Source organism: Anthropogastromicrobium sp., assembly GCF_037349415.1.
Lineage (GTDB): Bacteria > Bacillota > Clostridia > Lachnospirales > Lachnospiraceae > Anthropogastromicrobium > Anthropogastromicrobium aceti.
This window is the reverse complement of sequence record NZ_JAXWCK010000012.1, coordinates 116,833-131,902: the sequence shown is the minus strand read 5'-3', so window position 1 is coordinate 131,902 and position 15,070 is coordinate 116,833. Positions and strand designations below refer to the sequence as shown.

General features: G+C 42.4%; 14 protein-coding genes. 11 read left to right on the top strand and 3 right to left on the bottom strand.

Annotated elements, in window-relative coordinates:
• Window positions 1-25: 25 nt before the first annotated feature.
• The 11 genes from purE to WJP93_RS01340 all read left to right on the top strand — a co-directional run bounded on the left by purE (window position 26) and on the right by WJP93_RS01340 (window position 12,377).
• Window positions 26-550: a 5-(carboxyamino)imidazole ribonucleotide mutase gene (gene purE / locus WJP93_RS01390; RefSeq protein ID WP_066561898.1), complete on the top strand. Its 525-nt coding sequence runs from the start codon at window positions 26-28 to the stop codon at window positions 548-550.
• Window positions 551-646: 96 nt separating this feature from the next.
• Window positions 647-1,672, top strand: a complete 1,026-nt coding sequence (purM, locus tag WJP93_RS01385; protein WP_337546426.1) for a phosphoribosylformylglycinamidine cyclo-ligase — start codon at window positions 647-649, stop codon at window positions 1,670-1,672.
• A complete protein-coding gene (purN, locus tag WJP93_RS01380; protein ID WP_337546425.1) occupies window positions 1,669-2,301 on the top strand; it encodes a phosphoribosylglycinamide formyltransferase in 633 nt (210 codons plus the stop codon). The genes purM and purN overlap by 4 nt, the downstream gene beginning before the upstream one ends.
• A 29-nt stretch (window positions 2,302-2,330) precedes the next feature.
• Complete coding sequence (purD, locus tag WJP93_RS01375; protein ID WP_066561887.1) at window positions 2,331-3,602, top strand: phosphoribosylamine--glycine ligase; 1,272 nt, start codon at window positions 2,331-2,333, stop codon at window positions 3,600-3,602.
• 179 nt (window positions 3,603-3,781) lie between these two features.
• Window positions 3,782-5,368 carry a hypothetical protein gene (locus WJP93_RS01370; protein ID WP_337546423.1) on the top strand — a complete coding sequence of 529 codons (1,587 nt, stop codon included), beginning with the start codon at window positions 3,782-3,784 and terminating at the stop codon, window positions 5,366-5,368.
• A gap of 255 nt (window positions 5,369-5,623) precedes the next feature.
• Window positions 5,624-7,189: a bifunctional phosphoribosylaminoimidazolecarboxamide formyltransferase/IMP cyclohydrolase gene (gene purH / locus WJP93_RS01365; RefSeq protein ID WP_337546421.1), complete on the top strand. Its 1,566-nt coding sequence runs from the start codon at window positions 5,624-5,626 to the stop codon at window positions 7,187-7,189.
• A 76-nt stretch (window positions 7,190-7,265) separates the two neighbouring features.
• Window positions 7,266-7,877, top strand: a complete 612-nt coding sequence (locus WJP93_RS01360) for a cyclodeaminase/cyclohydrolase family protein (RefSeq protein ID WP_337546419.1) — start codon at window positions 7,266-7,268, stop codon at window positions 7,875-7,877.
• 27 nt (window positions 7,878-7,904) lie between these two features.
• Entirely contained in the window at window positions 7,905-8,783 is an 879-nt protein-coding gene (locus WJP93_RS01355; protein ID WP_337546418.1) for a bifunctional 5,10-methylenetetrahydrofolate dehydrogenase/5,10-methenyltetrahydrofolate cyclohydrolase, read from the top strand.
• A complete protein-coding gene (locus tag WJP93_RS01350) occupies window positions 8,764-10,674 on the top strand; it encodes a YgiQ family radical SAM protein (protein ID WP_308731563.1) in 1,911 nt (636 codons plus the stop codon). The genes WJP93_RS01355 and WJP93_RS01350 overlap by 20 nt, the downstream gene beginning before the upstream one ends.
• 2 nt (window positions 10,675-10,676) lie before the next feature.
• A complete protein-coding gene (gene glyA / locus WJP93_RS01345; RefSeq protein ID WP_227100466.1) occupies window positions 10,677-11,918 on the top strand; it encodes a serine hydroxymethyltransferase in 1,242 nt (413 codons plus the stop codon).
• Window positions 11,919-11,942: 24 nt separating this feature from the next.
• Complete coding sequence (locus tag WJP93_RS01340) at window positions 11,943-12,377, top strand: deoxyuridine 5'-triphosphate nucleotidohydrolase (protein ID WP_118612824.1); 435 nt, start codon at window positions 11,943-11,945, stop codon at window positions 12,375-12,377.
• 203 nt (window positions 12,378-12,580) lie between these two features.
• Here WJP93_RS01340 and WJP93_RS01335 read toward each other — a convergent pair whose 3' ends face one another.
• The 3 genes from WJP93_RS01335 to WJP93_RS01325 all read right to left on the bottom strand — a co-directional run bounded on the left by WJP93_RS01335 (window position 12,581) and on the right by WJP93_RS01325 (window position 14,873).
• Complete coding sequence (locus WJP93_RS01335; protein WP_066561874.1) at window positions 12,581-13,201, bottom strand: hypothetical protein; 621 nt, start codon at window positions 13,199-13,201, stop codon at window positions 12,581-12,583.
• A 114-nt stretch (window positions 13,202-13,315) separates the two neighbouring features.
• On the bottom strand, window positions 13,316-14,128 hold the full coding sequence (gene dapF / locus WJP93_RS01330; protein ID WP_066561872.1) for a diaminopimelate epimerase: 813 nt from the start codon (window positions 14,126-14,128) through the stop codon (window positions 13,316-13,318).
• Window positions 14,129-14,381: 253 nt separating this feature from the next.
• A complete protein-coding gene (locus WJP93_RS01325; RefSeq protein WP_066561870.1) occupies window positions 14,382-14,873 on the bottom strand; it encodes a TetR/AcrR family transcriptional regulator in 492 nt (163 codons plus the stop codon).
• Between the last annotated feature and the right edge of the window lie 197 nt (window positions 14,874-15,070).

Genomic DNA, 15,070 nt, shown 5'->3' with positions numbered 1-15,070 from the left:
ATAATAACAACTAGGAGGAATCAAAATGGAACCATTGGTAGGTATTATCATTGGCAGTGACTCTGACCTTGGTGTCATGAGTAAGACAGCAGAGATTTTAGACAAACTGGAGATCCCGTATGAGTTTAGCATCATCTCTGCACACCGGACTCCGGACAGAATGTATGAATATGCAAGACAGGCAAGAAAAAGAGGTTTAAAAGCAATCATTGCAGGAGCCGGCGGAGCAGCTCATGTTCCAGGCATGGTTGCCGCTATGACAACCGTTCCTGTAATTGGCGTTCCGATTCAGGCAAAAGCACTTGACGGCATGGATGCACTCTTCTCTATCTGCCAGATGCCTCCGGGAATCCCGGTTGCCACTGTTGCCATTAACGGTGCTTTAAATGCAGGTATTCTTGCAGCAAAAATCATTGCTACAAATGATGAAGCACTGGCAGACCGCCTTGAGGCTTACGCTACAAATATGAAGGAAACCGTTGAGAAAAAGGCTGCAAAGCTGGAAAGCATCGGTTACAGCGAGTATTTAAAGCAGATGCAGTCAAAATAATTATTAAAAATGACTCGCACAAATTAAAAATCACAAAACACGTATACCACATCACTACTACATAAGTGCTGCAAAAAGCAGCAGAAGGAGATCAACATGGATTACAAGCACGCTGGAGTTGACATTGAGGCAGGTTACAAGTCAGTTGAACTGATGAAGGAGCACGTTAAGAAAACACTTAGACCAGAGGTATTAACCGGACTTGGCGGATTTTCAGGAGCATTTTCTATGGAGCGTTTCAAGCAGATGGAAAAGCCAACTCTTGTTTCTGGAACAGATGGTGTTGGAACTAAGTTAAAGCTTGCTTTCTTAATGGACAAACATGACACGATCGGTATTGACTGCGTGGCAATGTGTGTAAATGATATTGCATGTGCTGGCGGTGAGCCGCTGTTTTTCCTTGACTATATCGCATGTGGAAAGAATTATCCGGAAAAAATTGCAGATATCGTAAAGGGTGTAGCTGATGGCTGTTTACAGTCTGATGCAGCATTGATCGGCGGTGAGACTGCTGAGCATCCAGGTCTGATGCCAGAGGAAGAGTATGATCTGGCTGGCTTTGCAGTTGGTATTGTTGATGAAAAGGATATGATCACTGGACAGGATCTTAAGGCAGGCGATGTTTTAATTGGCGTTGCTTCCAGTGGTGTTCATTCAAATGGATTCTCTCTTGTTCGTAAGATTTTTGAGATGACAAAGGAAAGTCTTGATACCTACTATGACGAATTAGGAAAGACTCTTGGTGAGGCACTGCTCACACCTACCCGCATCTATGTAAAGGCAATGAAGAGTATGAAGGATGCTGGCGTAAAGGTAAAGGCATGCAGCCATATTACTGGAGGCGGTTTCTACGAGAATATCCCGCGTATGCTCAAGGATGATACCGTTGCTGTAATCGAGAAGAACAGCTACCCGATTCCGCCAATCTTCACTTTAATGGCAAAGAAGGGAAACGTTGATGAGCAGATGATGTACAACACCTACAACATGGGTCTGGGACTTGTCATCGCAGTGGATCCGGCACAGGCAGATGCAGCCATCGCAGCTATCGAAGCAGCTGGTGAGAAGGCATACCGTGTTGGAAGCATTGAAGCTGGAGAGAAGGGTGTTATCTTAAAATGAGTAAGTTAAAGATCGCAGTGTTAGTCAGCGGCGGAGGCACCAATCTGCAGGCTATAATTGACAAGATCGCGTCTGGCGAAATCACAAACACCGAGATCGCACTCGTTTTTTCAAACAACCGTAAGGCATATGCATTGGAGCGCGCAAAAACGGCAGGGATTCCTGCCAAAGCGCTGTCTCCAAAGCAGTTTGAAAACAGAGAGGCATTTAACGATGCCGTGCTTGAGGTGATTGAAGAAAGCAAAGCTGATTTGATCGTACTTGCAGGCTGTCTTATGTATATCCCGCCAAAGCTGATTGAAAAATATCACAACCGGATTATCAATATTCATCCATCCTTAATCCCGTCCTTTTGCGGAAAGGGTTATTATGGCCTGACAGTACACGAAAAGGCACTAAAGCGCGGTGTGAAAGTGACAGGTGCTACAGTTCATTTTGTGGATGAGGTACTTGATAATGGACCAATCATTTTACAAAAGGCAGTAATGATTGAAGAAGGCGATACACCAGAAGTTTTGCAGCGCCGTGTTATGGAACAGGCAGAGTGGGTTATTTTGCCAAAGGCAATTGATTTGATTGCAAATGGAAAAATATCGGTTGAAAATGGAATTGCCCATATCAAAGAGTAAATAAAAAGTGAAGGAAGGTTGCAGGCAATATGAAGGTACTGATTATAGGAAGTGGCGGAAGAGAGCATGCCATTGCATGGAAGCTAAGTAAAAGCCCAAAGGTAACGAAGTTATATTGTGCACCAGGAAATGCCGGAATTGGACAAATCGCTGAGTGTGTTCCGATTTCTGCCATGGAATTTGACAAGCTGGCTGATTTTGCACAGGAAAACGGCATTGATCTTACAGTTGTAGGTATGGATGATCCGCTTGTAGGCGGCATTGTTGATGTATTTGAGGCGAGAGGCCTGCGTGTATTTGGACCTCGCAAGAATGCAGCAATTTTGGAGGGTTCCAAGGCTTTTTCCAAGGATCTCATGAAAAAGTATGGTATTCCAACTGCCGCATATGAGAATTTCCATTCTCCAGAGGATGCAATCGAATATTTAAAAACTGCGAAAATGCCAATCGTATTAAAGGCTGATGGACTTGCACTTGGAAAGGGCGTTTTAATCTGCAATACAAGAGAAGAAGCCATGGAAGGTGTAAAGACACTGATGCTTGACAAGCAGTTTGGTGCTGCTGGTGATACTATTGTTGTTGAAGAATTTATGACAGGAAGAGAAGTTTCTGTTCTTACCTTTGTAGATGGAAATACCTATCGAGTAATGACAAGCGCACAGGATCACAAGCGTGCAAAAGACGGCGATCAGGGCTTAAACACAGGTGGTATGGGAACCTTCTCACCAAGTCCATTTTATACAAAAGAAGTTGATGCATACTGCAGAGAGCATATCTATCAGCCAACGGTTGATGCAATGCGTTCTGAAGGACGTACCTTCCAGGGTATCATTTTCTTTGGACTTATGTTGACCAAAGAAGGACCAAAGGTGCTTGAGTATAATGCGCGTTTTGGAGATCCAGAGACACAAGTTGTTCTTCCACGTATGAAGAATGATATTGTGGATCTGTTCGAAGCCTGCATTGATCAGACACTTGACAAAATTGATCTTCAGTTTGAGGATAATGCAGCTGTATGTGTTGTTTTGGCATCTGACGGCTATCCAGTTCACTACGAAAAAGGTCTTCCAATTTCTGGTCTTGAAGCTTTTGATGGCAAAGATGATTACTTTGTATTCCATGCTGGAACAAAGAAGCAGGGCGATACATTTGTGACAAACGGAGGACGAGTTCTTGGTGTAACAGCAACAGGAAAAGATCTAAAGGAAGCGCGTTCAAAAGCTTATCAGGCAACCGAGTGGATCTCATTTGACAATAAGTATATGAGACATGATATCGGAAAGGCCATTGATGAGGCATAATACAAAAAAGAACTCCTCTTTGAGGGGTTCTTTTTAATTCTGGTTTCTTGCAATTATCTTAACAATTCAAGCAAATCTATTGACAGAACACATTTTGTGCTTTAGTATAGACAAGTACGGTAAATGTTGATAAAACAAAGCAACACAAAAAAAGAACAGATAATTTGGAGGATGAAAACATGAGACGTTTTGCAGGGCTGTTTATGGCAGCATGCATGACCGTAGCTGTTCCTGCAGCAACGGTTTTCGCAGACGAAGTCGCAACCGAGTCAGTTGAAGCATCAGCTGAGACTGATGGTGAGACAAACGCAGAAGAACAGGATTCAAACGCTGAGAGTCAGGAAGAATCTCAGGAAACAACAGATAATACGACACAGGAATTAAATATTGCACAGTCACTTGACGGAGTAACACTTCCGGCAGACTCTGAGCAAATTACGTATACTTATCATGGAAATGTATGCAACGCTGCTAAGACAGCAACAGGACTTTATCTGCTGCCAGTTGTACAGGATGATTCAAGCGTTATATGGTATGTATACAATGAGGAGACGGATAAGGCTATCCCATATGTAGCATTTACATCTGTAACAACTTCTTATGCAATTGTTCTTCCTAATGATGATGTAACTGTTCCAAGCGGATATGAGCGTGTAGATATTAATGTCAGCGGCCGCGTTGTTCCAGCATGGTTTAAATCAGCAGCTGGTGACGAAAATATGTATCTGATTTATGCACAGGATTCTGATGGAAATCAGGGCTTTTATCGTTTTGATGGATCAAATGGTTCCTGCCTTCGCTATGTAGCTGATCCTGATACTGATCTGCAGGCATCAGCAGACAGCTTAAGTGCAGAACTTTCAAGCTTACAGGAAGACTATAATTCCATGTCTTCCCAGAATAGTGATGAGATTGAGAAATTAAATAATTCTGCAAATCTGCAGCAGCAAAATTATAACAATCTGAAGGAAAAGGTAGAGAAGTATGGTATGATCGGTGTTGCAGCATTGGGAGCTGTGACATTACTGATGCTGATTTTCTTTATCCGTATGATCTCAAAGTCTTCTAAGCTTAAGAAAGCAAATAAGAAGGTTACTGAGCTTGAGAACGCAGCTAAGACACGTGCACAGCAGGCAAGACCAAGATCAAGCCAGCCATCTACAAGAAGAGTACGCAGCGAGAATATGGGTGATACAAGAATGACAGAAGGCCGTGAGGAGGGTACTTCCAGTGTACGTCGTGTGCCAAGAAATTCTGATAGAGGTTTCGAGCAGAGTACAACTACATCTAAGGTTACACGTGTATCAAGAGAAGAAAGTTCTGAGCGTACACAGGGGGCAAGACCTGTAAGACAGCAGCCTTCAAGACAAGCAGGACAGACTGCTAGTCAGGCAAGACCGGCTAGAAGACCAGAGACAGCTGCTCCAAGAGCACAGCGTCCGGCTAGACCGACAAATGCACAGCAAAGACCGCAGCGTCCGAATAGACCAGCTGATTCCCGTCCATCTGGCGAGACTAAGATTTTTGATAAGGCTCCTGCAGAGTTAAATGATCTTGATGATGTAACACAGAGCACATCTTCAACACAGTCAAACGTTGCAGCAGCTGATATTGATAAGATCAGCGAGCAGTTAAATAGTCTTCATGCAGCAGAAAGCTCACCGATTGAAGATGATTTCATCGAAGTAGAGAGCACAACTCCAGAAGATATTTATTCAGATGATGACGATGATGATTTTTCTTTAACAGATTTTAAGGATATCTGATTCTAATAAATTTTGATACTAATTTGATATTAAGAAGGAATTAAGCAAACCAATTGGTGGGCGAAATTCCTTCTTTTTTTTGTAACTATTTAAAGCAGTACAAAATTTACTGAAAGTAATCTTCTTTCTTAAACTTTTTGGATTCTTTTATACTTGCATTCTATGAAGATTTGTGTAATAATAAATTCGTTGCAGGCAAAAAATGCCGCTAGGAATAAAATAATCGAATATGCAGTTGAAACGAAGGAGAGGACAATGAGAGCATTAATCAGTGTATCAGACAAAACAGGCGTAGTAGAACTTGCCAAAGAGCTAGAGGCGCTTGGGATCGAACTTATTTCAACAGGAGGAACCTATAAGAAGTTAGCAGAGGCTGGCGTAAAGGCGATGGAGATCTCCGAACTTACAGGCTTCCCGGAATGCCTTGATGGCAGAGTAAAGACATTGCACCCAGTTGTACATGCTGGATTATTGGCAATGCGTTCAAACCCAGAGCATATGAAGCAGCTTAAGGAGTTAGGTATTGAGCCAATTGATCTGGTAATTGTAAATCTATATCCATTCAAGGCTACTATTTTAAAGGATGGCGTAACAAGAGCAGAGGCTGTTGAAAACATCGATATCGGCGGACCAACCATGCTGCGTGCTGCTGCTAAGAACTATCAGGATGTTGCTGTTGTGACAGATCCATCTGATTATGAGAAGATTCTTGCAGAGCTTAAGGCAGACGGACAGGTAAGTCTTGATACAAAGTTTTATCTGATGCAGAAGGTATTTATGCATACCTCCAGTTATGACACAATGATTGCAGATTATTTAAAGAAGGAGCGCGGTGATGACAGTCTGCCAGAGACGCTGACTATGACCTTTGAAAAGGTTGAGGATATGCGTTATGGTGAAAACCCGCATCAGAAGGCTGCTTTCTACCGCGAAATCGGCAAGAAGAAGGGTTCTTTGGTTGATGCAAAGCAGTTAAATGGAAAGTCTCTTTCCTTTAATAACATCAATGATACAAATGGTGCATTAGAGCTTCTTAAAGAGTTTACAGAGCCAACTGTTGTTGCATGCAAGCATGGAAATCCATGTGGTGTTGGAAGTGCTGATACTATTGAGGAAGCATGGAAGAAGGCATTTGCAGCTGATAAGGTATCTATTTATGGTGGTATTGTTGTTTCAAATCGCGAAATCAATGAGACCATTGCAAAGGATATGAAGTCAATGTTCCTTGAGGTAATTGTTGCACCGTCTTATACAGAGGGCGCACTGAAGATGTTAAGCTTCAAGAAGGATGGTTCTATGAGAAATGTCCGTGTTCTTGAGCTTGCAGATATCAGTGAAAAGCAGCCAGCAGAGGCACTTGATTTAAAGAAGGTAAATGGCGGACTGATTGTTCAGAACATAGACAGCAAGCTTCTTGACGGAGATGTTAAGGTGGTAACAGAAAAGGCACCGACTGAGAAGGAGATGGAAGATCTGCTCTTTGCATGGAAGGTTGTTAAGTTTGTTAAGTCAAATGGTATTGCAGTTGCAAAGGATCTTCAGACTGTCGGTATCGGACCTGGTCAGGTAAATCGTGTATGGGCGATTGAGCAGTGCTTCGAGCATGCAAATGAGCTGATCGGACCAGATGCAACAAAGGGTGCTGTATTGGCATCTGATGCATATTTCCCATTTGCTGATAATGTAGAGGCTGCTCATAAGGCAGGCATTACTGCAATTATTCAGCCAGGCGGATCTATTCGTGATAAGGACTGCATCGACAAGTGCAATGAATATGGAATTGCAATGGTGTTTACAGGAATGAGACACTTTAAGCACTAAAAATGAAATAATAAAAGTACCAAAGGAGGTGCTGCGAAACAGCAGCATCTCCTTTCTGTAAAGGAACAAGTAACGTATGGAAAATTTGAGTTTAAAAGAGTTTGCAGCGGCGCTTTCTGGAAAAGAACCAGTACCGGGCGGCGGCGGTGCAAGCGCCTGCACAGGTTCTTATGGATGTGCCTTAGGAATGATGGCTTGCGCACTGACCCATGGAAAGAAAAAGTATGCCTGCTATGAACAGGATATCAAAAGGATTGAGGGTGAGTTAGCAGTATGCAGGGACACACTTCTTAGCTGTATAAATGAGGATGCTCAAGGCTTTCTTCCGCTTTCAAAAGCGTATGGACTGCCAAAGGATACACCAGAGCAAAAAGCAAAAAAAGATGAGGTTTTGGAGAAAGCACTGTATCAGGCCAGTCTTACTCCTATGAAAATTTTAAAAAATTCTGCTTATGCCATGACACTTTTGGATGAGCTTTCGGGAAAATGTTCGAAGCTGATTTTAAGTGATGTTGTAACAGGAGCAGCTCTTCTTGCAGCCTCTGCCAATGGCGGCTTTATAAATGTCGGTGCAAACACGGGGATGATGAAAAACACTGAAATAGCGCAAAAGCTTAATGAAGAAGCTAAAATGCTTCTTTCCCAAACAATGAAGCTTCATGATAGCATCAGTCAGCTTATGGCATAAGAATAAATTAAAAAAGGAAGTGTGTCTATGCAAATCTTAAAAGGTGCGCCGGTCGCAGCAGCGATCCGCGATGAGATAAAAAAAGAACTAGAAGGGTGTGAGACAAAGCCTTGTCTTGCCATTGTTCGTGTAGGTGAAAAACAAGAGGATCTTTCCTATGAGAGAAGTGCCCTCAAGCGAATGAGTGGTGTTGGAATAGAGACAAAACTGTTTGTATTTCCGGCAGACATTTCAATGGATGATTTTTCAGCAGAATTTGCTGCCATAAATGATGATCCAACGATCGATGGCATTTTACTGTTTCGTCCGCTTCCGGCACAGCTTAATGAGTCACAGATTGTTGAATCAATTGCTCCAGAAAAGGATGTAGATGGTATATCTAGTGCAGCGCTTGGAAAGCTGTTTTCAGGAGATAAACATGCATTTGCTCCGTGTACTGCGCAGGCTGTCATGGAAATTATCCATTTTTATGGCATTGAGCCGCAGGGAAAACGAGCAGTTGTACTTGGACGAAGTCTTGTAGTAGGAAAACCGCTATCTATGCTCTTATTAAACGAAAATGCGACAGTAACAATTTGTCATTCCCGTACAGCTTCCCTGCCAGAGGTATGCCGTGAAGCCGACATTCTCGTAACGGCGATTGGCAAAGCAAAATGGGTAGATGAGCGTTTTGTTTCAGAAAAAACAATTGTTATTGATGTAGGAATTAATGTAGATGAAAATGGAATGCTTTGCGGCGACGTAAACTTTGGACAGATTGAAGATAAAGTTTCTATGGCAACGCCAGTTCCGGGTGGTGTAGGTGCCGTAACGACAGCAGTTTTAGCAAAGCATGTATTGGAGGCGGCAAAAGGACGCCGTGCTTTAAACAGCAAAGGAGGAAAAAATGGGCTTTCTGCCGATTAATCGCCGTGAAATGCAGCGGCTTGGCTGGGAACAGCCAGATTTTGTCTATGTGACAGGTGATGCCTATGTAGATCATCCATCCTTTGGACATGCCATAATAAGTCGTATTCTGGAATCTCACGGCTATAAAGTTGCTATATTACCGCAGCCTGACTGGCGTGACGATAATGCAATTCATGAGTTTGGCAAACCGCGCCTTGGTTTTTTAGTATCCTCTGGAAATATGGATTCTATGGTAAACCACTATTCTGTTTCCAAAAAAAGACGTCAGATGGATGCATACACTCCAGGTGGGGTGATTGGAAAGCGCCCAGATTATGCAGATGTTGTTTATGGAAATTATATACGCCGTAATTTTCCAGACAGTCCAATTATTTTAGGCGGAATCGAAGCATCTCTCCGTCGCCTGGCACATTACGACTATTGGTCAGATAAGTTAAAGCGTTCTATTTTGATAGAAGCACAGGCGGATATCATCTCGTATGGAATGGGAGAGCATTCCATTGTCGAGATTGCAGATGCATTAAACAGCGGTCTGCCTGTAAGTGAACTTACCTTTATACGCGGAACTGTATGTAAGGTGCGTTCACTTGACCGTGTGCCGGATGCCTTAGTGCTTCCGACATATGATGAGCTGACAAAAGATAAGAAACAATATGCAGCCAGCTTTTATAAGCAGTACTGCAATACTGATCCATTTACGGCAAAACAGCTTGCTGAGCCATACGGATCACATCTTTATGTCATTCAAAATCCACCTGCCTATCCGCTTACAACACAGGAGATGGATGACGTGTATGAGCTTCCTTATATGAGAACGTATCATCCGTCTTACGAGGCGCTAGGCGGTGTGCCGGCCATCTCAGAAATTAAATTTTCACTTTGCAGCAATCGCGGCTGCTTTGGCGGCTGCAGCTTCTGCGCTCTTACATTTCATCAGGGACGAATCATTCAGACAAGAAGTCATGAATCATTGATTCGCGAAGCAAAACTGATGACACAGGAAAAAGATTTTAAAGGATATATCCACGATGTAGGAGGTCCAACGGCAAACTTCCGTCATCCAGCCTGTCAAAAACAGCTGACTAAAGGTGTCTGCACGGGAAAGCAGTGTTTATTCCCGTCACCATGTAAAAACCTTACAGTTGACCACCAGGATTATATCCAGCTTCTTCGAAAACTGCGCGCTCTTCCAAAGGTAAAGAAAGTTTTTATCCGCTCAGGTATTCGTTTTGATTATGTGTTGGCAGATAAAAGCGATGCTTTCCTTAAGGAGCTTTGCCAGTATCATGTCAGTGGACAGCTTAAGGTTGCCCCGGAGCATGTTTCTGACCGCGTTTTAAAATATATGGGTAAACCAGAAAATGCCGTCTACAAGCGTTTTACACAGCGCTACAAAGCAATGAATGAAAAGCTTGGACTCAAGCAATATCTGGTTCCTTATTTAATGTCATCTCATCCAGGTTCCCAGCTTACAGATGCGGTGGAGATGGCAGAGCATCTGCGTGATTTAGGCTACATGCCGGAACAGGTTCAGGATTTTTATCCGACACCGTCCACGATTTCAACCTGCATGTATTACACGGGCATTGATCCGCGTACAGGAGAGTCTGTTTATATTCCAAAGGATCCTCATGAAAAAGCCATGCAGCGTGCGCTTATCCAATACCGTGATCCAAAGCTTTATGATCTGGTAAAAGAGGCGCTTATAAAGTGTGGCCGTCAGGATTTGATTGGTTTTGGCAAGGAATGTCTGATTGCCCCAAGAAATATCAAACAGGGCAGAAATACAAATACGCAGTATGCAAAGAAACACAATGACAGCAGCAATACAAGACAACATCGTAGTGACAGCAAAGGCAGATATTCTGCGGGCAAAAGGAGGAAGTAAACATGTTAGGATTTGAGGAAGTAGAAAAGTATGACCCTGAATTGGCACAGGCAATGTCGGATGAGCTAACAAGACAGCGTACCCATATTGAGCTGATTGCCTCTGAAAATCTTGTAAGCAAGGCCGTTATGGCAGCAATGGGCAGCGTTCTGACAAACAAATATGCAGAGGGTTATCCGGGAAAACGTTATTATGGTGGATGCGAATATGTTGACGTAGTAGAGGAGTTAGCAAGAGAGCGCGCAAAGAAACTTTTTGGTTGTGAGTATGTCAATGTGCAGCCGCACTCTGGAGCACAGGCAAATATGGCAGTCTTTTTTGCCGTATTAAATCCTGGTGATACCTTTATGGGTATGAGCCTCGACATGGGTGGTCATCTTACACATGGAAGCCCGGTAAACATGTCAGGAAAGTACTTTCACGCTGTTCCTTATGGAATTAATGCAGATGGCTTTATTGATTATGACGAAGTTCGCCGTATTGCACTTGAGTGCAAGCCAAAGATGATCGTAGCCGGTGCCTCTGCCTACGCAAGAAAGATCGACTTTAAGCGCTTCCGTGAGATCGCAGATGAAGTAGGCGCAGTTTTAATGGTTGATATGGCGCATATCGCAGGTCTTGTCGCAGCTGGACTTCATGAAAGTCCAATTCCTTACGCACATGTAACTACTACAACCACTCACAAGACACTTCGCGGACCGCGAGGCGGCATGATCATGTGCAGCAACGAAGTTAACAAAAAGTACAACTTTAATAAGGCAATTTTCCCAGGCATTCAGGGCGGACCGCTTATGCATGTTATCGCAGGAAAGGCTGTTTGCTTTAAGGAAGCACTTGATCCGTCATTCAAGCTTTATGCACAGGGAATTATTGATAATGCGCAGGCACTTGCTTCTGGCCTTATGAATCGTGGCTTTGAGCTTGTATCAGGCGGAACAGATAATCATCTAATGCTCGTAAATCTGATAAATAAGGGTGTAACTGGAAAGCAGGCTGAAAAGATGCTTGATGCTGCCAACATTACATGCAATAAGAACACCGTACCGAATGACCCACAGTCTGCATTTACGACAAGTGGTATCCGTCTTGGAACAGCCGCTGTTACTACCAGAGGCTTTAATACAGCTGATATGGATGTTGTCGCACAGGCAATCTCTCTTGTTATCGACGATATGGAGAAAAACAAAGAAGAAGCAATGGCACTTGTTAAGAGCCTGACTGACAAATATCCGTTATACGAATAATTGTAATTTTAGTAATGAGGTATCATGGAAACATTAAAAATTCGCTATTTGAGTGACAAAATTGAAAAACTCCGTTTCATCGACGGAAAATCTGATTGGATTGATCTAAGAAGCGCAGAGGAAGTAAATATGAAGGCCGGAGAGGCTCGTCTTATTTCTCTTGGTATTGCAGTGCAGCTTCCAAAGGGCTACGAGGCACATGTTGTTCCAAGAAGCAGTACATTTAAGAATTTCGGTCTCATCCAGACAAATCATATGGGTGTGATTGATGAAAGCTACTGCGGTGATCATGACGAATGGAAAGTACCTGTGATGGCGGTACGCGACACATGTATTCACGTAAATGACAGAATTTGCCAGTTTCGTATTATGGCACATCAGCCAGCACTTCAATTTGAAGAAGTGGAGCATTTAGAAGGCTGCGACCGCGGAGGCTTTGGAACGACTGGGAAGCAGTAAGCAGTAATTTATCGTAATGAACGATTGTAATATTCGTGACATATTAGTAATATTACAATGGCAAGGGCAGCGGAGTGCAAAATGGCATTCCGCTGTTTTTTCATCACAAAGCTATTTGAGATTGATGAGCTATTGGCGCGCATTATTGTGCAGCTAAGAAAACAGCCAGATTCTCATCGAATCTTTTCAATTATAAGAGTATATTATGGCTCAAACGTAATCAACTGCTCTGCATATGGAAGTGTTTCAATCCAGTCACAGAAGGTATGCCACTCAGCTAGCTTATGATTCTTTCTTGCGCGATAAATGTTGATTAATGTCTCATAATTAAATGTGCAGGTGCGCATCTGGTTATAGCTGCTTGGAAGAAGCTGGATCATGTCATACCAGTCATCCTTTGATTTTGTCTCCTTAAAGCGAAGACGGATGTTTTCAAGCTCGGCAACAACTGTTTCCATAAATTTTTTTGTACCGTCTGTCATATGATCGCAGGAGAAGTCATCAATTGAGAATGGTTTGCTGTGGATTTTATGCATAGTACTTGTTGAGTTAGCAACAGTGGCTACCTTATAAGTATCATATTCCTTCCACCAGTAAAGTGGTGCAGTTACATCTACGCTGACAAAAACCATGCGCAGATATTTTCTATGATCAGAACCTGCTTTTGCAAGGCGCATTGCCAGATCAAGATCATTCGGTCCAAAAACAAAAGTGCCATCCGGCTCAGTATGGCTATCCATGCGGCCCCAGCTATTCATCGGATTTCGTGCTCCGCGAATGGCATTTTCAAAATTCATAACAGATGTATTTTTTAAAGTAAGCATTTGTGTCAATTCCTCCTGTACGATATTTTCACATCTGCCTTATCTTAACACATACAAAGCGCCTCTGCAACCTAATATTGCAGTTCACAGGACACTCATTCACAAAACAACACGTTACATATGCACTGTAACATCAAATACAAATTCCGCTGGGCCGCTTAAAAAAACGGCTTCTCCATTCCCATTCCAACTAATAGTTAGCGTCCCACCTGGCACCTCTGCCAAAACCTTATTTTCCAACCCCTTTTGCTGTATAGCACAAACCACCGCTGCACAGGCACCAGTTCCACAAGAGAGTGTTTCACCAGAACCACGTTCCCAAATGCGAAGACGAAGACGATCTTGTGAAACAACTTGAACAAACTCAACATTGCTGCGTTCCTTTAATCGTGAATGACACTCTAAAAACGGTCCCCATTTTTCAACTGGATACTCAGACGGCTGATTTGGCACAAAGTAAACAACATGAGGATTTCCGATTGAAACCGGTGTCAGCAAAAATGAATTGATTTCAATAGTTGGCAAAATAATAGGAATCCCCATATCTACAGAAACGAATCGAACATGATTCTCGTTTTCAATATCAAGATAGAGTGTTCGTATTCCTGCCATTGTTTCCACACAAATTACAGTTTTCTTTATTAGACTCCGTTCATACACATATTTTCCCAGACAGCGTATTCCATTTCCACACATAGCCCCCTCTGAGCCGTCTGCATTAAACATACGCATACGACAATCCGCGATATCGGATGGACAAATGAAAATCAAGCCATCAGAACCTATTCCGAAATGGCGATCACTAAGACGGATTGCCATCTGGCTCCAATTCATCTCATCAAATATTTCAGAGTCGCCTACGTCAAGCAAATTTGCAAAGATATAATCGTTTCCGGTTCCCTGCATTTTTGTAAGATTTAAATTCATCTGATTTCAACCCATTTTATGTAATTCATATCATTATATGCAGTACTACCCAGAAATTTAACAGATACCAAATTAATTAAATAATGGCAGGAGGAACGGATTGAAATGCAGGCATGGGTGGATTCGATTGACAGTTTGACAGCATGGTAGTAAAACATTATTCACTTGAATTATCAGTAACCGTAGAATTTCGGAAATTATAACAATCCCCTTTTCGTGTTAATTTACGGAAAGGGGATTGTTGCATAAGGGTTTAAGATTTAATGGACAAAATTTGCTCTGGTGTTTCCGAAAAATCATTATCAATCATCGCCCGGATGATACCATAAACCGAATAGGCAACCACATACAGAAGGTATTTTGCCATGCCAATATCTTCTGCTGGAACAATGACCTTTCTGAAAAGCTCCTCAATCAGATATACTTTATCGTGCTTTTTGATTGCCCGCACGAACTCTTTTTCCGCATAAAAGAACTGAATCAGTCTTTGCTTCAATACTTCTCCATCTTCTGGCGGCACAGGATTGATTTCACAATACTTTGCCCATTTCAAAATCAGGCAGTATATGATGATTTCATCTGTGGAATTGAAGTTGCGGTAATAGGCATTGCGTGACACTCCGGCTTTTTCACAAATCATGGTTACGGAGATATTCTGCTCATTTTGCAGCAATTCACAATAGGCAAAAGCAATGCTTTCTTTGGTAATGGCGTTGATTTCGTCGTTTCTTTTATTATATCCCATACACTTTGACTCCTTGATATCACAATCAGCCTATGATTGTGACTTTATCTTTTCCTCGTTCTGCTGTATATTATATGGTGTAACAAATGTTGTGTCAATGGTGAATAAAGCAAGGAGAAAAAATCATGTCTATTATGACAAAGCGGTTGATTATTTTAGCTATACTAATTATTGTTGGTATTGTTCTCGGCAGATTA